Below are 21,956 nucleotides of genomic sequence, written 5' to 3' on the forward strand. Positions count from 1 at the left end.
TTTGAAGAATTACAAATATAGCTGATTAAGTTAGAAATCAAAACTAAAATCTTGCTAAAATTCTTAAGAAAATAAAAATTCCATCCCTTTCATCGTTAATATTAGCCTTTTATTTACATTCACAAACTTTCCAGAATCGCCACATAATGAAATACTGTTCCCAAAAGCACAAAGAAATGCCAAATAGTATGAAAATAATTTCTATCTCCTCTTATATAAAAATAAACTCCAACTGTATAACTCAATCCGCCGGCAAGAATCCATAAAAATACTGACAAAGGGATAACTCCCCACAAAGGCTTTATCACAAAAACGATCATCCAGCCCATCAGCAAATAAAACACAACTGCAACAATCTTAAATCGATTAACATAAAAAATCTTAAAAAAAGTGCCCAACAAAACTATTAACCACATTATTCCAAGAAAAACTAAAGCCGTTTCTTTTTTCAAATAAATAACCATCAATGGCGAGTAAGTCCCCGCAATGAGGTAATAGATACTGATGTGGTCTGCAATTTTAAACAGCTCTTTTGTTTTCTCTCTTTGCGTCAAATGGTATAAAGATGAAAACGAATACACAAGTAACATTCCTATTCCAAAAATAATAACGGAGGATTCGGTAATTAAATTGTGCTGTTCGCTTGCTTTGGCAATAAGAAACGGCATTGCGGTCAAACAAAATAGTATTCCAAGAATATGAGAAATTCCATTTGCTAATTCTTCGTTGGGCGTTTGAATTCTTCCTTTCATTTACATTCTGATTTAATAATTTTTATTTCATTAAAGATACGATTTCATCATTTGATTTCAACCATTCCGAGGCATTAGCTTTTAAAATGCAGCTCCGTTTTTTTAAACTCTTTTGACAGCAAAATGCAATATCGAACTTCTGGCGGCGATCCCTCGTTCTTCGAGATGACAAAGATTAGGGAATTGAATTGCGAAATAGGCGTATGAACCAGTCTGCAAAATCCAAGTTTAAGGAGATCTTTACACCCTTATATCAATGACAAAAAACCCCACAACTTTAAAACAATACAGTAGCGCTTTACTTATATTTTTAACAAAATATAGAAATAAAGAAAGAAAAACGCTATGCAAAAAAAGCAAGAATAGTTTAGCTTTGGTTTTGCAATCTATTATTGCAATAACCATTAAAACAACCATTTATGTCAAATTTGCTTAACAATCGCGTAAACGCAACTGCTGCGGCAGCACAGGTAACGGCAGTCAAAGCCGCTTTCCAAACTATTCTAACCAATCTTCCTTTTCTTGTGGGTCTAACTGCCGATGAGAGAAAATCATTAAATTCTATTGATGTAAGCAACAAGGCGTTTACCGAAGATGCCATTAATGCGGCGGTAAACAACCCCACACTAGTTCCGTCCTATCTTTCGGTGGCGAATATGCAAAGTGATTTAACGCTTTTCAACCAACTGGATGAAATCTCGGGATTGGCAAACCAGCTTTGTGAGCGCATTGAAGACACTAAAATGCTGGCAGGCAGTGAGGCCTATAGTGTGGCGCTGGCACTGTATAAATCCTTTGGCTCGGCAGCCGATGCCGGAGTTCTTGGAGCCGACAGCATAGTCGATCAGCTCAAAAAACGTTTCCCAAGCAATAGCAGCAGTACAGCAACTACTGCAGCACCTCCTGCACCCGTGCAATAACAACCGTTGCCATGCTAAACTGGCCCCATTATGCTATGGGGCTTTTTTTACCGAAATAGTGAATCAAAAAACGACCTATAGGGCTTCTTTTCTAGTACCAATAGGGGTGCTTTAGGGTACTAGTACACCCTAAAAAACACCCTTTACCACCTACAAATAAGATCTACACATCCCTCCTTTAGGGAGTATAGCCCCTCTTTTAAGGTAGCAACACCCCTGCTTTATAGTACCTATACATCCTATAAATAGCAGTATAGGTACTGATTTTAGGGAGTATAGGGGTGCATAAAGGGGTTGTTTGATCATTTTTATTGGGTATAAACTATTTAAAAAAAGACTATTATGACAGACAACAATAAAAAACACAGCCTCGACAGGGGCGATCAGTACCCACAGGTGGGGAATTTTATCAATTATCACATTTCGCAGCAGCTTGTAACCAAAGCAGATGTTGCCAGAGCACTGAACATACGCCCCAAAGGGCTGACAGCCTATTGCAAAAGAGATACGCTGCAGTTTGCCGTTTTATGGAAACTAAGCTTGGCATTGAAACACAATTTTATCGCTCAATTGGGCGAATACCTGCCCTATCGTTTTGAAACCATTCGCGAAAGAGCCCTAAAAGAAGAACTTGCCCAGAAAGAGGCCATTATACAAAAAATGGAAATCCAGATGGAGACTATGAGGGAGTTGATTAAAAAATAATAACGAATTGGAATTGTGAGGAAATCAACTATATTTGGTTTTATAAAAAGTGTGTATTATATCACACTTTTACACTCACTTTTGGGTGAATATGTGTGACAGTTTCACACATATATACAAGTTGGCGATAATGCAAAAAATAGCAACATGGAAAATAATAATGATTATTGGAAACAAATTGATGATACCATATCAATTCATGACGAATATATTTTATCAAAAGAGCAACGTAAACATATTGCTACTGAAGAACAAAATGCATATGAAAAAAATATTGACTCCATAAAGGAAATAATAGAACAATTTGAAAGTGAATTAAAAGCCAGAGGTTTTTGGACAGAATTACAAATTGACACTAAAGGGTTTCGTTTTAGATTTAGTTTGAAAGGTTATTATGGCCCTGGTGGTTTTTCAAGTCAATATCATATTTCAGGGCCATTAGTTTTAGGAATAATAAATACTTTTGGAGACTCAATTCGATCATTTTGTAAAAATAGATTAGAAGATAATATCGAAATCGGTTGCAACTTCGACAAAAATAAATTCATTGAATTTACTCAAAAAGTACTATCCGATTATGTCTCTCCAAATAACCTAATAATTTCAAAAGAACAATATGAATACCTTCGAAACTTTAATTCTAATAATTGAGATTCTAAAAATAATTGCTTGGCCAATTGCAATAATTATTATACTTCTTCTATTTAAGAAAAACATTAGAAATTTATTTGACAGGCTTGCAAATATTGAGGGAAGCCTTGGAACTTGGAACTTTAAAATTCAAGCCAAAGATCAATTAGAAAAAACTGTAAAAGAGGCAATTGATTTAGAAAAACAAGGTAAAAAAATTGATGCCGAAAAACTCATTTCAGATAATACTGAAATAATATCCAAAGCTTTAGGTTTAACAGAAAATGACATAAAATATTTAATCGAAATTAAAAACGGTAATACAAAAGGTCGTTGGGGCAAAGTTCATTTAGTTAATGCAGGTTTAATTGAACTTGATGGCGGAAGATTAACAGAAGCTGGACAAATTATAATAGACAGATTTTTAAAACATAATCCAGAAAAATAAGCACTATCGCCAACAGCTACTCCTATGTAAAGCATCATAAAGTTATTCCCCACTGGCGCTCGTTTGTCCACGTTCTCTTCTCTGGTGCTCGTCTGCGACGAGTACCTACTTAAATTAAAAGAAAAATCGTAGCGTTTGCAACGCGGCTAATTAATAACAGGAGTACCTTTAAACAAATATACTTCTGTTTTTTTTTATAGTACGGTTTTCTTAAAATCTATTTTAGTTATGAGAACCGCGTTGCAAACGCTTTATTTAGTTCATATAAGTGAACAGGTACTCGTCGCAGACGAGCACCAGATGGGGGAAATCCATTTTCAGCCGATAAAAACGACCCATTTAAATAATATAGATATGAAAAAGACATTTTTTTTTCTTTTATTGATTTTTTCAGGATGTTCATATCACAAAGATAAATTAGTTATAAAAAATAATTCTAAAGAAGATATTAGTTATGAAATTTTTATAAAAACTAAGAACGAAATAGGAGAAGATTGTATTTATAAAATTGTTTCTGCTCCTGGAGGATTTAATTTTTTACATGAAAGCTCTCCAATAGTTAGGAACTATTTATCCGATGAAATGGATGAATTTTCATGTGATTCTATTTTATATTTATATATATATGACAAGGCAGATAAGGAAAATTTCTATAAAAATATGGACAGTATCATTTATAGTAAAAATGCCAAATTCTATAAATACTCTAAAAAAGAATTAGATAGTATGAACTGGATTATAAGTTATCCCAGCTCTTATGCGCATTAAAAAAATAGTAACAAAAGCACCATTCGAGGCTTTTTGGATATGCAAATAAACCCGATAGCGAACTGCCGAAGCAATCTCCACGAGTAACTCCGGAATCATAAATCCCAATCTTTGTCGAGTTTCTAACGAAGATTCCTCCTTCGTCGGAATGACAATATTGTACGAAACTCAGCTGATTTTCAAAAACTGACGTTAGCCAATCAAAACAAAAATATCATTATGAAAACGAATGTCCTAGCCCTGATGGAAGTGGAAAGCCTTGTGAAGTAGCCTTGAATTTTTTCTTGATATAAAAGAGCGACCAGAGGAAGCTCCTTTTATATCTTAGAAAAAAACAAGGAAACGAACAAGCTTGAAATGACAGCAGGATTAGCTCCTTATTACATTTACGGTGCCTAAACAAAAAACTCCCAAGTTACCTTGAGAATTTTTTTTATGTAAATTTTTAAAAACTTATGCGTTAGCTTCAGCCGCAATTAGGTTCAATGCAGAACCTGCAACAAACCATCCAATTTGACTTGCGTTATAAGTATGGTTAGCCAAGATGATATCTTTACTACCATCAGCGTGAACGAATTCAATACTTAATGGTTTTCCTAGAGCAAAATCAACCAAATCAATGAAATTGATAGTATCATCTTCTTGGATTTTATCATAATCCCCTTCGTTAGCAAATGTCAATCCTAGCATCCCTTGTTTTTTAAGGTTCGTTTCATGGATACGGGCAAATGATTTTACCAATACTGCTTTTACTCCCAAGAAACGAGGCTCCATAGCCGCGTGCTCACGAGAAGACCCTTCACCATAATTATGATCTCCAATAACTACAGAAGGAATCCCAGCAGCTTTGTAGGCACGTGCCACAGCAGGAACTGCCTCATAAGTACCTGTCAATTGATTTTTAACCGAATTTGCAGTTTGGTTGAATGCATTGATGGCACCAATCAGCATATTGTTTGAAATATTATCTAAATGTCCTCGGTAACGCAGCCAAGGCCCAGCCATAGAGATGTGGTCTGTAGTACATTTTCCGAAAGCTTTGATTAATAATTTAGCTCCCGAAATATTTTTACCATCCCATGGATCAAATGGTGCTAAAAGCTGTAATCTGTCTGATGTTTCGCTTACCAAGATTTGAACACTTGAACCATCTGCTGCCGGAGCTTGAAAACCTGCATCTTCCACATCAAAACCTCTTTTTGGCAATTCGTCACCATAAGGAGCGTTTAGTTTCACTGCTTCTCCGTTATCATTCAATAAAGTATCAGTTAGTGGATTGAAATCCAATCTTCCTGAAATGGCTAATGCAGCTACCATTTCTGGTGAAGTTACAAAAGCGTGAGTATTTGGATTACCATCTGCTCTTTTGGAGAAATTACGATTGAATGAATGGACGATAGTGTTTTTCTCCTCTTTATCTGCACCTGCTCTATCCCATTGTCCGATACATGGTCCGCAGGCATTTGTAAACACTTTGGTTCCCATTTTCTCGAAAGTAGCGATGATACCATCTCTTTCGATTGTATAACGAATCTGTTCCGAACCCGGATTGATTCCGAATTCTGCTTTTGGGGTAATTCCGTGTTCTACTGCTTGGTTTACGATTGAAGCGGCGCGAGCCATATCTTCGTAAGAAGAGTTAGTACAGGAACCGATTAATCCCCATTCTATTTTTATTGGCCATCCATTTGCAGCAGCTTCGGCTTTCATTTTTGAAACCGGAGTTCCGCGGTCTGGCGTAAAAGGTCCGTTGATATGCGGCTCTAATTCTGATAAATTGATTTCGATAAGCTGGTCAAAATATTTTTCCGGATTAGCATATACTTCTGGATCTGCAGTCAGGTAAGAAGCTACTTTATCGGCAGCGTCAACCACATCCTGACGATCTGTAGCCGTTAAATACCTGCGCATAGAATCATCATAACCAAATGTAGATGTTGTAGCGCCAATTTCGGCACCCATATTACAGATAGTACCTTTTCCTGTACAAGACATTGAAGTTGCACCTTCTCCAAAATATTCAACTACAGCTCCTGTTCCGCCTTTTACAGTAAGAATATCGGCTACTTTTAGGATAACATCTTTTGGGGCTGTCCAACCGGATAATTTTCCGGTCAATTTCACTCCAATTAATTTAGGAAATTTCAATTCCCAGGACATTCCAGACATTACATCTACAGCATCGGCACCACCAACACCAATGGCCAACATTCCCAATCCACCTGCATTTACAGTATGGGAATCGGTACCGATCATCATACCGCCAGGAAAAGCGTAGTTTTCTAAAACAATTTGATGAATAATTCCGGATCCCGGTTTCCAAAAACCAATCCCATATTTATTTGAAACTGATGACAAGAAATCAAAAACTTCTTTTGATTGAGTATTTGCTACGGCTAAATCAGTAGAAGCACCAACTTTGGCCTGGATCAAGTGATCGCAGTGAACCGTTGTAGGAACTGCTGCTTTTGATTTACCAGCATGCATAAATTGCAACAATGCCATTTGAGCTGTTGCATCTTGGCAAGCAACTCTGTCCGGAGCAAAATCAACATAATCAACTCCTCTTCCATAAGCTTGCTTAGCAGTTCCATCCCAAAGGTGGCTGTACAAAATCTTCTCCGTTAAAGTAAGTGGACGACCTACTATCTCACGTGCAGCATCAACACGAGTTTTCATGTTGTCATACACTTTTTTAATCATTTCAATATCAAAAGCCATAATGTTTAGTTTTTTGTCATTAATAATTTAAACATTACAAGGTACAAAAAAATAGAGCATAAAAAAAGCCTGAGTCATAAGACACAGGCTTTTAAACTATTATTAACTAATTATGTAAATTATTTAACTAATAACTTATGAGAAGGAGCAAACTTAGTTAAGTTGATTCCTTCTACTGCAGTTTTATATTCTTCTATTGTTGGAGTTCTGCCAAGGATTGTAGATAATACCACAACTGGTGTAGACGAAAGTAATGATTCTCCTTTTTTACCCTCAGTATCCTCAACTACTCTTCCTTGGAAAAGACGAGTAGATGTTGCCATTACAGTATCTCCTTTGGCCGCTTTTTCTTGGTTACCCATACAAAGGTTACAGCCTGGACGCTCTAGATATAGCATATTTTCGTATGATGTACGTGCAGCAGCTTTAGGAACATTATCGTCAAATTCGAAACCAGAGTATTTTTGTAAAATTTCCCAGTCCCCTTCTGCTTTTAATTCATCAACAATATTATAAGTAGGAGGAGCAACAACTAGCGGCGCTTTGAACTCTACTTTACCTTCTTGCTCATCAATATTCTTAAGCATGTGAGCTAGAATTTTCATATCTCCCTTGTGAACCATACAAGAACCAATAAATCCAAGATCTACTTGTTTAACTCCACCGTAGAAAGATAGAGGTCTGATGGTATCGTGAGTATATCTTTTAGAAACATCGGCATTATTAACATCTGGATCTGCAATCATTGGCTCAGCAATCTGATCAAGATCTACAACAACTTCAGCGTAATACTTAGCGTTTGCATCTGGTCTTAAGGCTGGTTTTTCACCTGAAATAATCTCAGCGATTCTCTTATCAGCTATAGCAATCAATCCTTTAAGAACTTGATTTTTATTGTCCATTCCTTTGTCGATCATAATCTGAATTCTACCTTTCGCCATCTCTAAAGATTCAATCAAGGTATAATCCTCAGAAATACAGATAGAAGCTTTCGCTTTCATTTCTGCTGTCCAGTCCGTAAACGTAAACGCCTGATCCGCATTAAGAGTTCCTAAATGAACCTCAATAATTCTTCCTTGGAATACATTCTCTCCACCAAATGTTTTAAGCATTTGAGCTTGTGTAGCATGAACTACATCACGGAAATCCATATACCCTTTCATATCTCCTTTGAAAGTCACTTTCACAGATTCTGGAATTGGCATTGAAGCTTCACCAGTAGCCAATGCAAGAGCAACAGTTCCTGAATCAGCACCAAAAGCAACACCTTTAGACATTCTTGTATGAGAGTCACCACCAATGATGATAGCCCACTCGTTTACAGTAATATCATTAAGCACTTTATGAATTACATCCGTCATTGAGTGATAAACGCCTTTCGGGTCACGAGCTGTGATCAATCCGAAGTCGTTCATAAATTTCATCAATCTAGGAATATTTGCCTTAGATTTATTATCCCAAACTGAAGCAGTGTGACAACCTGATTGGTAAGCACCGTCAACAATTGGAGAAATCACAGTAGCAGCCATAGACTCTAATTCCTGAGAAGTCATCAAACCTGTTGTATCTTGTGAACCAACAATATTTACGGTAACACGAACATCAGAACCAGCGTGTAAAATTTTACCTGGAGTTGTTCCAACCGCATTTTTATTAAATATTTTTTCTACTGCCGTAAGACCTTGTCCTTCAACAGAAACCTCTTTTGACGGAGCATATACAGGCACAATATCAATACCTAGAGTCTTTGATGCAAATGTCTGCAATTTTTTTCCAAACACGATAGCATAAGAACCACCAGCTTTTATAAATTCAATTTTCTGAGGAGTAAATGCCTTAGAAATATCAATTAATTCTTTATCGCCGTTATAAAGCTTTTTTGTTTTTGTGTTGATTGTAAGAACAGTACCAGTAGCAACAGAGTAAACTTCCTCTAGAATAGGATCACCGCTCTCATTACGAAGAACGTTACCTTTTTCATCTAATTTTTTTACCCAGTTTTTAAGGTCAAGACCAATACCACCAGTAACATCAACAGTTGTTAGGAAAATCGGAGAAATACCGTTTGTTCCTGCAACGATTGGAGCAATATTAATAAATGGAACATAAGGACTAGCTTGTTTTCCACTCCAAAGCGCCACGTTGTTTACACCTGACATTCTTGAAGAACCAACTCCCATAGTCCCTTTTTCAGCGATTAACATCACGCTCTTATCAGGATTCGCTGTTGCTAATGCTTTGATTTCAGCTTGTGCTTCAGGAGAAATTAAACATTTTCCATGAAGTTCACGATCGGAACGGGAGTGCGCTTGGTTTCCTGGAGAAAGTAAATCGGTTGAAATATCTCCTTCACCAGCAATAAAAGTAACAACCTTAATTTCTTCTGCAATTTCAGGTAATTTAGTAAAGAACTCAGCCTTAGCATAGCTCTCTAAGATATCCTTAGCAATTTCATTACCGTTTTTGAAAGCTTCAGCTAAACGATCTGTATCTGCCTCATAAAGATAAACTTGTGTTTTTAAAACAGCTGCAGCATCTTTTGCAATCGCAACATTATCACCTAAAGCTAAGTCAAGTAAAACCTTTATAGAAGTTCCACCCTTCATGTGCGACAACAACTCTAAAGCAAAAGCAGGCGTAATTTCAGCAACTACTGATTGACCTAGAACGATTTCTTTTAAAAAATTAGCTTTAACATTAGCGGCAGGAGTAGTTCCTGGTACAACATTATAAATAAAGAATTTAAGAGAATCCTCTCTGTACTCGTTATCCAAATCTTTAATTTGTTGGATGATTTCGCTTAGTAATTCAGCACCATCAATTGGCTTCGGGTTAAGTCCCTGGCCTTTTCTTTCTTCAATCTCTTGAATGTAATCCTTATAAGTATTCATAAATAGGAGTCTTTTATTGGTGTTTTAATTTTTTTTGTACGCAAATTTAGGAATTAAAGATGATAATTTAAAGAAATTTAATAGATGTACATTTTTCAAAAAATATTATTGCAAAATAAAAGATTTCACTGCTTTAAAATAAGAAATAAGCATGTTTAGCCTGTCAATTTTATAAATTCAATAATTCAGAAATGGATTTTAACAAAAAGAAAAACTATTGTTAAAACAAAAAGTGCTACATTCCCATTAGAATATAACACTTTTCAATAATTTATTATTTTTTTCTTTTAAATCAGCTTTCCAATTATCATTTCCTCAGAAATTCCTTCAGCATCTGCTTTATAATTTTTTATGATTCGGTGTCTCAATATTCCAACTGCAACCGTTTTCACATCTTCTATATCCGGTGAAAACTTCCCATGAAAAGCAGCATTGGCTTTGGCCGCTAAAATTAAATTCTGTGATGCTCTAGGCCCTGCACCCCAATCCAAATAATTTTTTACAAATTCATTCGAAAGCACATTATCAGGACGTGTTTTACTTACCAATCTTACCGCATATTCAACCACATTATCCGCAACAGGAATACGGCGGATCAAATGTTGGAAATCTATAATCTCCTGAGCTGTAAACAATGGGTTAACTTCAGTATTCAAGTCGGCAGTTGTGCGTTTCACCACCTGCACTTCTTCTTCAAAAGAAGGATATTCCAGTTTTATAGCAAACATAAAACGGTCTAATTGTGCCTCTGGCAAGGGGTAAGTTCCCTCCTGCTCAATAGGATTTTGTGTAGCTAACACAAAATACGGCAAACTCAACTTATGATTTACACCCGCAATTGTAACCGAACGTTCCTGCATTGCTTCCAATAAAGCAGCTTGTGTTTTTGGCGGTGTTCTATTAATTTCATCAGCCAGAATAATATTAGAAAATATTGGTCCTTTTATAAATTTAAACTGTCTGTTTTCATCCAATATTTCACTCCCTAATATATCCGAAGGCATTAAATCAGGTGTGAATTGAATTCTTTTAAAATCCAGACCTAACGCTTGCGCCAAAGTATTTACCAGCAAAGTCTTGGCAAGCCCAGGAACTCCAACTAGCAAGGCATGGCCTCCGGAAAAAATACATAGCAAAATCTGATCAACAACAGCTTCTTGGCCTACAATAATTTTAGATATTTCTTTTTTAATTCGTTACGCTTTTCAACTAAATTCTGTATCGCTGTTACATCCGACATTTTATATTTTTTTTAATTTAAAAAAGAGTTAGCTCTATGAAAACATAAAACTAACTCTTTTTATTTATTTAATGAAAATTATTTTTTTACCCAATTATTGGTAAATGCACAATCTTTATATTCATCGACAATCTTTATATAAGTATCTTTTATTTTTGTGTCAAACCACTTGGCAATAGCTTTGATTTGTTTTTCTTTCAAAGCTAAATCTTTAATTTTGATATAATCTTTAGCATAATCTGCAGTATGCGAATCAATTCTATTCGTTACTATCATGATTTTATAATATTTCTTTCCTTCTTTATCCTCAAGAAATGGCGTCGAAATCTCATTATCTTTCAAATTTGAAACCTGCTTATATATAGAAGGATCCATATTAGTCAATTCAAAATGCGTATCTTGAGTTTTAGGATTTACCAACGCTCCGCCATTAGCTCTTGTTTCTTTTTCATCAGACATGGTTCTTGCTGCTTCAGCAAAAGTAATTTCCTTGTCTAATATCTTTTTTCTAATTAAAGTAATTTTTTCTTTAGCCTCTTTTAATGATTCTTGAGAAACTACTGGAGCTATTAGTATATGTCTCAATTCAATTTCCTGACCCTTTATTTTTTCAACATAAATAATATGAAAACCGTATTGAGTTTCAAAAGGCTCTGAAATCTCACCCTCCGCAAGACTAAATGCAACATCTTTAAACTCTTTCACAAAAGGAGTTTTTCGAGTCATTTTATAATAACCTCCATTTTTGCTAGAACCAGGATCTTCCGAATACAAAACAGCCTTGGTCGCAAAACTCGCTCCCTCCATACACTCTTTCCTAAAGCCATTTAATTTATCAATAACTCTTTTCTTATCTTCTTCAGTAACTTTTGGCTTAACAACAATTTGAGCCACTTCTAATTCAGCTCCAAAAACAGGCAAATCAGCAACAGGAATTTTTTTAAAGAATTCACGAACTTCTTCTGGCGTTATTTCAACCTTATCAATTATCTTTTTGGTCATTTCACCAGTAAGTTTCTGCTCTTTCAAAACATCAAAAAAATACGTTCTAAATTCTTCTTCTGAATCTTTTTGATAGTATTGCACCAGTTTTTCCATTGTACCAACTTGCTGCAGCATATAACTCAGCCTTTCATCCATCATTCCTTTTACTTCTGCATCACTTACAATAATACTATCCTGAACCGCTTGATGAGCATATAGTTTTTGTTCCAATAAAGTTCCTAAAACCTGACATCTTGTTACATCTGTCGTAGATCCTCCCTGGCTTTTAATTTCCAAAAAACCTTTATCTATATCAGAATCCAATATAATATAATCCCCAACGGTTGCAACTACTCCATCTATCTTAAGTTTTTTTGTTGAAGACACTGGTACTTTTGCTACTACCTTAGCAACACTATCTTTTATAATCTCTTGAGCATTTACAAAAGTTAAAGAAAAAAACAAAAGAAAAAAAGGCAACATAACTTTATTGGTTATGGATTTCATTTGTACAATTTTTGAAGGCATTTTTTATTTTTTATATTATTATTATCTCAAAAAAAATTGTTTTAAAAAATGCATTCAACTTAAATACAACATTTTAAAACTAGAAAAACTGTATGCTTTTAACTCCGAATAATCAAAACGCAATAATTCGGCAAATTACTTACAATTATCTAAACATATAACGAACAAAAATAACAATTCGAATGCATTAAACAAGTTTCCTAAGTACTATTAACAAAAAATTATTAAGTTCCTTCACCCCCTGCTAATTCATAACTTTCAGTTCAAAAACAGCATTCAGCTTTAAAAAAATAAAAACCTGAATAAATTCAATAAGACTTCACAATATTTTAAGCTTTCGCAATTCTTTCACTCTAACTGTTTTTAATGAATTTCAAGTTTATTACTGTTTAAAATATCAAATTAATATTTCAAGCAGCATAAATTATTTTTTATGTATTTATTAATTTTTTAAAAAACATCAATTAAAATTAGAATTCTTAAAAAGCAAATCAGAATTCATTATACAATAATTTATAAACACTATATCGTTGTAGTATTCTTATAAAATAAAAAAACTACAAACCTTATACAATTTTAAATACATTCGCTACGCTAAAAAGTTAATCTAATAATTAACAGCCAATTATAAAAGAGAAAAAGCTAGAAATAAAACAGATTAACCTTAGGCTAAGAATTTTTATTACCAAAAAACCAATTTCTAACCAAATTAACCAATTATGAAAAAACCAATTTTTAAAATGTATCTAGTAACCGTATTGCTGGCGGGACTTTTTTCTTGTAATTCATCAGATGAAATCAATGATACAAATGCATCAGCAACAGCTCCATTCAAAGTTATAAATGTAACAACACACGATGGCCATCCGTTCAGTACTGGGAATTCAAAAACATCACTTACCAGTAAATATGCAGACAATCCCGGAGGAGGCGTAATGATGCAGGCTTTTTACTGGGATGTACCTTCGGGCGGAAATTGGTGGAATACTATAGGCACCAAAGTTGTTGCATGGGGAAATGCCGGTATTGGATCTATCTGGCTGCCTCCTGCATCAAAAGCACAAAACGGAGCTTTCTCAATGGGATACGACCCTACTGATTACTTTGATTTTGGTGATTATAATCAAAACGGCTCAGTTGAAACCCGCTTTGGCTCAAAAACTGAGTTAGTGAATTTAATCACTACTGCTCATGCCGAAAATATAAAAGTGTATGCCGACATTGTAATTAATCACAATAGCGGAGGAGCATCTGAAGCTAATCCATTTACAGGAACCAATACTTGGACAAATTTTACCGGAGTAGCATCAGGAAAATTCAAAAGAACGTATGCTGATTTTTATAAAAATTCCTTTGGCAACAATGACGAAGGCGCATTTGGAGGATTTCCAGATTTATGCCATGCCGCTCCAAATGTACAAGATTGGCTTTGGATAAGAACAGACGGTGTAGGCAAATATTACAAAAACACAATGCATTTTGACGGATGGAGATTTGATTATGTAAAAGGTTTTGGCCCTTGGGTTGTCAATCAATGGAATGCTAATGTAGGCGGATTTTCTGTGGGTGAATTATGGGATTCAAACGTAAACGTACTGAATGACTGGGCCAATAATGCCAATAGTTCTGTATTCGATTTTGCCTGTTATTATAAGATGAATGATGCTTTTGACGGAAACAATTTAAACTTATTGACAGATGATATGATGTGGAAAAGAAATCCATACAAAGCTGTCACTTTCGTCACCAATCACGATACTGATGAAATTTGGAAAAAAGAGTTAGCCTATGCTTACATCCTTACACACGAAGGTTATCCCACCATTTTTTACAGAGATTATGAGGAATGGCTTAATAAAGACAAACTGAACAATCTAATTTGGATCCACAACAACAAAGCAACGGGAAACACATCAATATTATATGCTGATGACGATGAATATATTGCCCGAAGAAATGGTTATAATGGAAATCCAGGATTAATTGTATATCTCAATAATTCTTCGACTTGGCAAGAAAGATGGATTCCTACCAATTGGGCCAATGCACAAATTAAAGATTTCACAGGAAACTCTTCATGGTATCCAACAACCCAAGGTGATAAATGGGTAAAAATCCAATGTCCTCCAAACAGTTATAGTGTTTGGTCGCTGAACATCTAATAATGATTATTTACAAATTTAAGCTATCCATAACGGATAGCTTTTTTTGTTTTTAGAACAATCTCAATAATGAACACATAAGTCCATTTTTATTATAACTATATTTTTTTAAATAGCATTTATAAATAGTACTTTTGCAAACTATTTATATAAAAATATGAGTTTTTTAAAAGAAATACAACGAAGACGCACTTTTGGGATTATTTCACACCCCGATGCCGGAAAAACGACACTAACTGAAAAACTACTTCTTTTTGGAGGAGCTATTCAAGAAGCAGGTGCGGTGAAAAACAATAAAATAAAAAAAGGCGCAACGAGCGATTTCATGGAAATTGAACGTCAGAGAGGAATTTCTGTTTCTACATCTGTTTTAGCCTTTAATTACAAAGAAAAAAAAATAAACATTCTTGATACACCAGGTCACAAGGATTTTGCTGAAGATACTTTTAGAACTTTAACAGCCGTTGATAGTGTAATTGTTGTTATAGACGTTGCAAAAGGAGTTGAAGAGCAAACAGAAAAACTGGTTGCCGTTTGCAGAATGCGAAAAATTCCTATCATTGTTTTCATCAATAAATTAGACCGAGAAGGAAAAGACGCTTTTGACTTAATGGACGAAGTGGAACAAAAACTTGGATTAACTGTTACCCCACTTAGTTTCCCTATCGGAATGGGGTATGACTTTCAAGGAATTTACAATCTTTGGGAACAAAACATTAATCTATTTAGTGGTGACAGCCGTAAAAACATCGAAGAAACAATCGCTTTCTCTGATGTTGAAAGTCCTGAATTGGAAAAAATAATCGGTCAAAAACCTGCTGATCGCTTGCGCGAGGAATTAGAATTAATAGACGAAGTATATCCTAAATTTGATCGTCAAGATTATTTGGACGGAAAATTACAGCCTGTCTTTTTTGGTTCAGCATTAAATAATTTTGGAGTTAGAGAATTATTAGATTGCTTTGTAAGCATTGCACCATCTCCAAGACCAAAGGATTCCGAAACTAGATTAGTTGATCCAAAAGAAGAAAAAATGTCTGGTTTTGTTTTTAAAATCCACGCCAATATGGATCCAAAACACAGAGACAGACTAGCATTTATAAAGATTGTTTCTGGAACTTTTGAAAGAAACAAACCCTATTACCATGTTCGCCAGAAGAAGAACTTAAAATTTTCAAGCCCAAATGCATTCTTTGCCGAAAAGAAAGAGATTGTAGATATTTCATACCCTGGTGACATTGTTGGCTTGCATGATACTGGAAATTTCAAGATTGGCGATACTTTGACAGAAGGAGAAATCATGAGTTTCAAAGGAATCCCAAGTTTTTCTCCAGAACACTTTAGATATATCAATAATGCCGATCCTATGAAAGCCAAACAGCTGGACAAAGGAGTTGATCAATTGATGGACGAAGGTGTAGCTCAATTATTTACCTTAGAAATGAACAATCGAAAAGTAATTGGAACTGTGGGAGCGCTACAATATGAAGTTATTCAATACCGATTGGAGCATGAATATGGTGCAAAATGTACGTACGAAAATTTTCCTGTTCATAAAGCCTGCTGGGTAAAACCAGACGATGCTAAAAATGAAGAATTCAAAGAATTCAAACGCATTAAACAAAAATTTTTAGCAAAAGACAAGTACAATCAATTGGTTTTCCTTGCAGATTCTGACTTTACGATTCAAATGACGCAAAATAAATATCCAAGTGTGAAATTATTTTTCACCTCTGAATTTGATTAAACCATAAAAAGTTTAAAACAAAAAAAACGCCAATTAGAAATTGGCGTTTTTTATATATACAAATTAAATTCAACCTTAAATACTTGCTAGCAAGACTTAATATTTAGTGCTTTTTTCAAAAGCGTTTTTACCAATAAATGATTTGGCTCTCTGCCTGAAGTCAAAAAACTTTTCTTAGAATACATACCATCATCAGAAAAACTTTTTCCCACATCTTCTTTAGTACCCATAAACCATAATATAAAATTCACATTTGGATTTATCATAACAGTATTAGACACTTTTACAGGACTCTCAATCATAATATTACTATGACTAGTAACTTCCTCACTTGAAACCTCTACCCTTTCATTTTGTCCAAAAACAGCTGTACTTGAAAAAAAAGCAAACAAAACGATAACAAATAAAAAACTTGTATTATTGTTTTTTTGTAACGTATTAAAAATTTTGCTCATCTTAATTCTTTTTCTGTATGATATATTTCATATATTCAAGAACGAAAGTAAACGAATAGTTAACTGAGGAAAAAAATAGTCGTTTAAATACGTATAAAGTCGTTTAAATACGTAAAAAGCATGATGTTTAACGAAATAATAACCTTAAAAAAAAGACAGCAAAAAAAAGACTCCATTTCTGGAGTCTTTATCATATATCATTTATCATTATGCTTGTCCCGCAGGGCCAAAATTTAAAGGAATTGGAGCTTGTTCGCCTTCTTTTATTTCACCATGAGCAACTTCAAAACGATGAATATTTTCACCAATCGCTTTTAGTAATCTTTTGGCATGCTGTGGCGTTAAAACAATTCTTGATTTAACTTTAGCTTTAGGAACACCAGGCATAATACAAACAAAATCTAATACAAATTCAGATGAAGAATGATTAATTATAGCCAAATTTGAATAAATTCCTTCAGCTATTTTTTCATCCAATTCAATATTAATCTGTTCTTGTTGTTGGTTAGAATTGCTCATAAAATTTAAATTTTTCAACACTCTCTCCCTACGTTTGCAGAGAGAGAGCATTGAGGAAAGAATTAATAAATATACTCTTCTTTATTTGCCATCATATCATTATAGTCTTCTCTAGATCCTACAATTGCATTATCATATTCTCTCATACCTGTACCGGCAGGGATTCTATGACCAACAATTACATTTTCTTTTAATCCTTCTAATAAATCAACTTTACCAGCAACAGCAGCTTCGTTTAATACTTTTGTTGTTTCTTGGAAAGAAGCAGCAGAAATAAATGATTTAGTTTGAAGAGAAGCTCTTGTAATACCTTGTAAAACTGGTGTTGCAGTAGCAGTTATTACATCACGTGCAGCAACAAGATTTTTATCAGTACGTTTTAATAATGAATTCTCATCACGCAATTGACGTGGTGTTATAATTTGACCAGCTTTTAAAACACCTGAATCTCCAGCATCTTCAACCACTTTCATTCCGTATAACTTATCGTTTTCAACAATAAAGTCTTTAGTATGAATTAATTGATCTTCTAAGAATAATGTATCTCCTGGATCTTGTACTCTTACTTTACGCATCATTTGGCGTATTACAACTTCAAAGTGCTTGTCGTTGATTTTTACCCCTTGAAGACGGTATACCTCTTGAATCTCATTTACCAAATACTGTTGAACAGCAGCAGGTCCTTGAATTCTTAAAATATCATCTGGAGTAATTGCTCCGTCTGACAACGGAACACCAGCTCTTACGAAGTCATTTTCCTGAACTAAAATTTGGCTTGATAATTTAACCAAGTACTTTCTAACATCACCAAATTTAGATTCAATAACGATTTCACGGTTACCTCTTTTGATTTTTCCGAAAGAAACAACACCGTCAATCTCAGAAACCACAGCTGGATTCGAAGGATTACGAGCTTCTAACAACTCAGTAATTCTAGGTAAACCTCCTGTAATATCCCCAGATTTAGAAGAACGACGAGGAATTTTAACCAAAACTTTACCAGCTTTAATTTTCTCTCCGTTTTCTACCATCAAGTGAGCTCCAACTGGTAAGTTGTAAGAACGAATCAATTCACCTTCTTTACCGTAAACCAATAAAGTTGGAATTAATTTTTTATTTCTTGACTCAGAGATTACTTTTTCTTGGAAACCAGTCTGCTCATCAATTTCAACCATAAACGATTGTCCTTGCTCTAAATCTTCATAAGCAATTTTACCAGTAAACTCAGAAACGATAACTCCATTATATGGATCCCATTTACAAATCACAGTTCCTTTAGCTACAGAATCACCATCATTAACAAAGATGCTAGAACCGTAAGGAATATTATTTGTACTTAATAGAATTCCTGTTTTTTCGTCAATTAATTTCAATTCCGTAGAACGGGAAACTACAATATCAACTGAATTACCTTCGCTGTCTTCACCTTTTACAGTTTTTAAATCTTCTATTTCTAGTTTACCTGCAAAACGAGTTACAATACTAGATTCTTCAGAAATACCCCCAGCAACCCCTCCAACGTGGAAAGTACGTAATGTAAGCTGCGTACCTGGCTCTCCAATAGACTGTGCAGCAATTACACCAACAGCCTCACCTCTTTGAGTCATTTTACCAGTAGCTAAGTTTCTACCGTAACATTTAGCACAAATACCTTTTGTAGCCTCACAAACTAATGGCGAACGTACTTCTACTTTCTCCACTGGAGAAGCTTCAATCCCTTTCACTAATGCTTCTGTAATCTGCTGACCAGCATGAACTAAAATCTCACTTGTCAAAGGATTAATTACATCTTGCAATGCAACACGTCCTAAGATTCTTTCACCTAATGATTCAACAATTTCCTCATTTTTCTTCAAAGCAGAAACTTCAATACCTCTAAGAGTACCACAATCCTCAATATTAACAATAACATCCTGAGAAACGTCATGTAATCTTCTAGTCAAGTATCCTGCATCAGCCGTTTTCAAAGCGGTATCCGCAAGCCCTTTACGAGCACCGTGAGTAGAGATAAAGTACTCAAGGATAGAAAGACCTTCCTTAAAGTTAGAAAGAATCGGGTTTTCAATAATTTCACCACCACCAGCAGTAGATTTTTTAGGCTTAGCCATCAAACCACGCATACCGGTTAACTGACGAATTTGTTCTTTGGAACCCCTCGCTCCAGAATCAAGCATCATATACACCGAGTTGAAACCTTGTTGGTCTTCTCTAATGTTTTTCATTGCTAACTCTGTTAATTGAGCATTTGCTGAAGTCCATACGTCAATAACTTGGTTGTAACGCTCGTTATTGGTGATAAGACCCATATTATAATTTGCAGAGATACCTTCAACTTGCTCTCTAGCATCTGCAATTAATTTTGGTTTTTGTTCTGGGATTCTAATATCTCCAAGAGAGAACGATAATCCTCCTTTGAATGCAAATTTATAACCCATATCTTTCATATTGTCCAAGAAAGCCGCTGTTGTAGGCACATCAGTCGAACTCAATACGTGACCGATAATATCTCTAAGGTTTTTCTTAGTCAATACATCATTGATATATCCAGCTGCTTCCGGCACTACTTCATTAAACAATACACGTCCAGCAGTTGTTTGAACAATTTGATACACTAATTCACCAGCTTCATTAAAATCTTTAGCTCTAATTTTCACTCGAGCATTCAATTCTAATCTTCCTTCGTTCAATGCAATATTTACTTCTTCAGCAGAATAAAATGTAATTCCTTCTCCTAAAATTTTAAGTTCTGGTGTAGACAAACGCTCTTTGGTCATATAGTAAAGACCAAGTACCATGTCTTGAGAAGGTACCGTAATTGGCGCACCATTCGCAGGATTCAAGATATTATGAGAAGCCAACATTAATAATTGTGCTTCCAAAATAGCCTCAGGTCCTAATGGTAAGTGAACCGCCATTTGATCCCCATCAAAATCCGCATTAAATGCAGTACAAACTAAAGGGTGCAATTGGATTGCTTTTCCTTCAATTAATTTTGGTTGGAAAGCTTGAATACCTAATCTGTGCAAAGTAGGAGCACGGTTCAATAATACTGGATGTCCTTTGATTACATTTTCAAGAATATCCCATACAACTGGCTCTTTTTTGTCAATTATTTTCTTAGCAGATTTTACTGTTTTTACAATTCCTCTTTCTATCAATTTACGGATAACAAAAGGCTTGTATAATTCAGCTGCCATATCTTTTGGCAAACCGCATTCAAACAATTTCAATTCAGGTCCAACAACAATTACCGAACGAGCAGAATAATCCACACGTTTACCAAGTAAGTTTTGACGGAAACGTCCTTGTTTACCTTTTAACGAATCAGATAATGATTTTAAAGGTCTGTTTGATTCAGTTTTTACTGCAGAAGCTTTACGAGTATTATCGAAAAGTGAATCCACAGATTCCTGCAACATACGTTTCTCGTTTCTTAAGATTACTTCAGGTGCTTTAATCTCGATTAATCTTTTCAAACGATTGTTACGGATGATTACACGACGGTATAAGTCATTTAAATCTGACGTAGCAAAACGACCACCATCAAGAGGCACAAGAGGACGCAATTCTGGTGGAATAACTGGAATTACTTTCATAATCATCCATTCAGGACGATTCTCTCTGTTCAAAGTAGACTCACGGAAAGATTCCACAACCTGCAGTCTCTTTAACGCTTCAGTTTTTCTTTGTTTTGATGTTTCGTTATTAGCTTTATGTCTTAAATCATATGACAATTCGTCAAGATCAATACGTGCCAATAAATCCATAATACACTCTGCTCCCATTTTGGCAACAAATTTATTTGGATCAAAATCATCTAAATATTGATTGTCTGCAGGAAGAGTATCTAGAATATTCAAATATTCTTCTTCTGTTAAGAAATCTAATCTTTCAATAGATTCACCATCTGCATTTTTAGCTATACCTGCTTGGATTACTACATATCTTTCGTAGTAGATAATCATATCCAATTTCTTAGACGGAAGACCTAGGATATAACCAATTTTGTTAGGTAGTGAACGGAAATACCAGATATGAGCAATAGGCACAACAAGATTGATGTGCCCTACTCTGTCTCTACGTACTTTTTTCTCAGTAACTTCAACACCGCAACGATCACAGATGATCCCTTTATAACGTATTCTTTTATATTTACCACAAGCACATTCAAAATCTTTTACTGGTCCAAAAATTCTTTCGCAGAAAAGACCATCACGCTCTGGTTTGTGTGTTCTGTAATTGATGGTTTCTGGTTTTAAAACCTCACCTCTAGATTCTTTCAAGATAGATTCTGGAGAAGCTAACCCAATTGAAATTTTATCAAATCTTTTTACAGGATTCTTATCTTTATTATTATTTCTATTATTCATCATAGTTTTTACTATTGATTTATTTGCAATTAAAAATTGATTTTAAACGTTGTAATGCAACGTTTCTACCTCGAATTACTTCTCTAAACTTCAAACAAATTTTGAAGTGCTAGTTA

14 protein-coding genes and 1 pseudogene are annotated in these 21,956 nt (G+C 34.8%); 7 read left to right on the forward strand and 8 right to left on the reverse strand.

Translation table 11 applies throughout. The features are described 5' to 3' along the window. Window positions 1-119 precede the first annotated feature (119 nt). Window positions 120-752 (reverse strand): hemolysin III family protein, encoded by a 633-nt coding sequence (locus CLU83_RS11710; protein WP_100431784.1) that lies wholly within the window; start codon window positions 750-752, stop codon window positions 120-122. A 419-nt stretch (window positions 753-1,171) separates the two neighbouring features. Here CLU83_RS11710 and CLU83_RS22275 point away from each other — a divergent pair, with 419 nt between their 5' ends. From CLU83_RS22275 to CLU83_RS11740, 5 genes are all read left to right on the forward strand, one after another. After that, window positions 1,172-1,672 (forward strand): hypothetical protein, encoded by a 501-nt coding sequence (locus CLU83_RS22275; protein ID WP_100431786.1) that lies wholly within the window; start codon window positions 1,172-1,174, stop codon window positions 1,670-1,672. A 342-nt stretch (window positions 1,673-2,014) separates the two neighbouring features. After that, window positions 2,015-2,377 (forward strand): hypothetical protein, encoded by a 363-nt coding sequence (locus tag CLU83_RS11725; RefSeq protein WP_100431787.1) that lies wholly within the window; start codon window positions 2,015-2,017, stop codon window positions 2,375-2,377. A 147-nt stretch (window positions 2,378-2,524) separates the two neighbouring features. Beyond that, complete coding sequence (locus tag CLU83_RS11730) at window positions 2,525-3,028, forward strand: hypothetical protein (protein WP_100431788.1); 504 nt, start codon at window positions 2,525-2,527, stop codon at window positions 3,026-3,028. Next, on the forward strand, window positions 2,994-3,455 hold the full coding sequence (locus tag CLU83_RS11735; protein WP_100431789.1) for a hypothetical protein: 462 nt from the start codon (window positions 2,994-2,996) through the stop codon (window positions 3,453-3,455). Before CLU83_RS11730 ends, CLU83_RS11735 begins: the two co-directional genes overlap by 35 nt. Before the next feature lie 354 nt (window positions 3,456-3,809). Continuing rightward, window positions 3,810-4,223 carry a hypothetical protein gene (locus tag CLU83_RS11740; RefSeq protein ID WP_157802085.1) on the forward strand — a complete coding sequence of 138 codons (414 nt, stop codon included), beginning with the start codon at window positions 3,810-3,812 and terminating at the stop codon, window positions 4,221-4,223. 453 nt (window positions 4,224-4,676) lie between these two features. Here CLU83_RS11740 and CLU83_RS11745 read toward each other — a convergent pair whose 3' ends face one another. The 4 genes and pseudogenes from CLU83_RS11745 to CLU83_RS11760 form a co-directional block, all read right to left on the reverse strand. Beyond that, window positions 4,677-6,944 (reverse strand): aconitate hydratase, encoded by a 2,268-nt coding sequence (locus tag CLU83_RS11745; protein ID WP_100431791.1) that lies wholly within the window; start codon window positions 6,942-6,944, stop codon window positions 4,677-4,679. A gap of 119 nt (window positions 6,945-7,063) precedes the next feature. Next, window positions 7,064-9,835 (reverse strand): bifunctional aconitate hydratase 2/2-methylisocitrate dehydratase, encoded by a 2,772-nt coding sequence (locus CLU83_RS11750; RefSeq protein WP_100431792.1) that lies wholly within the window; start codon window positions 9,833-9,835, stop codon window positions 7,064-7,066. Between the two features lie 287 nt (window positions 9,836-10,122). Continuing rightward, window positions 10,123-11,075, reverse strand: a pseudogene (locus CLU83_RS11755) (AAA family ATPase). A 78-nt stretch (window positions 11,076-11,153) separates the two neighbouring features. Beyond that, entirely contained in the window at window positions 11,154-12,566 is a 1,413-nt protein-coding gene (locus CLU83_RS11760; RefSeq protein ID WP_369828763.1) for a peptidylprolyl isomerase, read from the reverse strand. Between the two features lie 740 nt (window positions 12,567-13,306). Here CLU83_RS11760 and CLU83_RS11765 point away from each other — a divergent pair. Both CLU83_RS11765 and CLU83_RS11770 read left to right on the forward strand, forming a co-directional pair. Continuing rightward, window positions 13,307-14,749, forward strand: coding sequence for an alpha-amylase (locus CLU83_RS11765; protein WP_100431794.1), 1,443 nt, complete (start codon window positions 13,307-13,309; stop codon window positions 14,747-14,749). 157 nt (window positions 14,750-14,906) lie between these two features. After that, complete coding sequence (locus CLU83_RS11770) at window positions 14,907-16,496, forward strand: peptide chain release factor 3 (protein WP_100431795.1); 1,590 nt, start codon at window positions 14,907-14,909, stop codon at window positions 16,494-16,496. An 86-nt stretch (window positions 16,497-16,582) separates the two neighbouring features. Here the strand turns inward: CLU83_RS11770 and CLU83_RS11775 are convergent, their stop codons facing one another. The 3 genes from CLU83_RS11775 to rpoC all read right to left on the reverse strand — a co-directional run bounded on the left by CLU83_RS11775 (window position 16,583) and on the right by rpoC (window position 21,843). Next, entirely contained in the window at window positions 16,583-16,951 is a 369-nt protein-coding gene (locus tag CLU83_RS11775; RefSeq protein ID WP_100431796.1) for a hypothetical protein, read from the reverse strand. A gap of 207 nt (window positions 16,952-17,158) precedes the next feature. Next, complete coding sequence (locus tag CLU83_RS11780) at window positions 17,159-17,470, reverse strand: DUF3467 domain-containing protein (protein WP_100433712.1); 312 nt, start codon at window positions 17,468-17,470, stop codon at window positions 17,159-17,161. A 62-nt stretch (window positions 17,471-17,532) separates the two neighbouring features. After that, window positions 17,533-21,843, reverse strand: a complete 4,311-nt coding sequence (rpoC, locus tag CLU83_RS11785; RefSeq protein ID WP_100431797.1) for a DNA-directed RNA polymerase subunit beta' — start codon at window positions 21,841-21,843, stop codon at window positions 17,533-17,535. Window positions 21,844-21,956: the final 113 nt, after the last annotated feature.

This window comes from Flavobacterium sp. 1 (genome assembly GCF_002797935.1).
Classification (GTDB): Bacteria; Bacteroidota; Bacteroidia; order Flavobacteriales; family Flavobacteriaceae; genus Flavobacterium.

Excerpts from the sequence above, each read along its gene's own strand:
- CLU83_RS11710 (WP_100431784.1), bottom strand. The coding sequence starts at position 752 with ATGAAAGGAAGAATTCAAACGCCCAACGAAGAATTAGCAAATGGAATT.
- CLU83_RS22275 (WP_100431786.1), top strand. The coding sequence starts at position 1,172 with ATGTCAAATTTGCTTAACAATCGCGTAAACGCAACTGCTGCGGCAGCA.
- CLU83_RS11725 (WP_100431787.1), top strand. The coding sequence starts at position 2,015 with ATGACAGACAACAATAAAAAACACAGCCTCGACAGGGGCGATCAGTAC.
- CLU83_RS11730 (WP_100431788.1), top strand. The coding sequence starts at position 2,525 with ATGGAAAATAATAATGATTATTGGAAACAAATTGATGATACCATATCA.
- CLU83_RS11735 (WP_100431789.1), top strand. The coding sequence starts at position 2,994 with ATGAATACCTTCGAAACTTTAATTCTAATAATTGAGATTCTAAAAATA.
- CLU83_RS11740 (WP_157802085.1), top strand. The coding sequence starts at position 3,810 with ATGAAAAAGACATTTTTTTTTCTTTTATTGATTTTTTCAGGATGTTCA.
- CLU83_RS11745 (WP_100431791.1), bottom strand. The coding sequence starts at position 6,944 with ATGGCTTTTGATATTGAAATGATTAAAAAAGTGTATGACAACATGAAA.
- CLU83_RS11750 (WP_100431792.1), bottom strand. The coding sequence starts at position 9,835 with ATGAATACTTATAAGGATTACATTCAAGAGATTGAAGAAAGAAAAGGC.
- CLU83_RS11760 (WP_369828763.1), bottom strand. The coding sequence starts at position 12,566 with ATGAAATCCATAACCAATAAAGTTATGTTGCCTTTTTTTCTTTTGTTT.
- CLU83_RS11765 (WP_100431794.1), top strand. The coding sequence starts at position 13,307 with ATGAAAAAACCAATTTTTAAAATGTATCTAGTAACCGTATTGCTGGCG.
- CLU83_RS11770 (WP_100431795.1), top strand. The coding sequence starts at position 14,907 with ATGAGTTTTTTAAAAGAAATACAACGAAGACGCACTTTTGGGATTATT.
- CLU83_RS11775 (WP_100431796.1), bottom strand. The coding sequence starts at position 16,951 with ATGAGCAAAATTTTTAATACGTTACAAAAAAACAATAATACAAGTTTT.
- CLU83_RS11780 (WP_100433712.1), bottom strand. The coding sequence starts at position 17,470 with ATGAGCAATTCTAACCAACAACAAGAACAGATTAATATTGAATTGGAT.
- rpoC (WP_100431797.1), bottom strand. The coding sequence starts at position 21,843 with ATGATGAATAATAGAAATAATAATAAAGATAAGAATCCTGTAAAAAGA.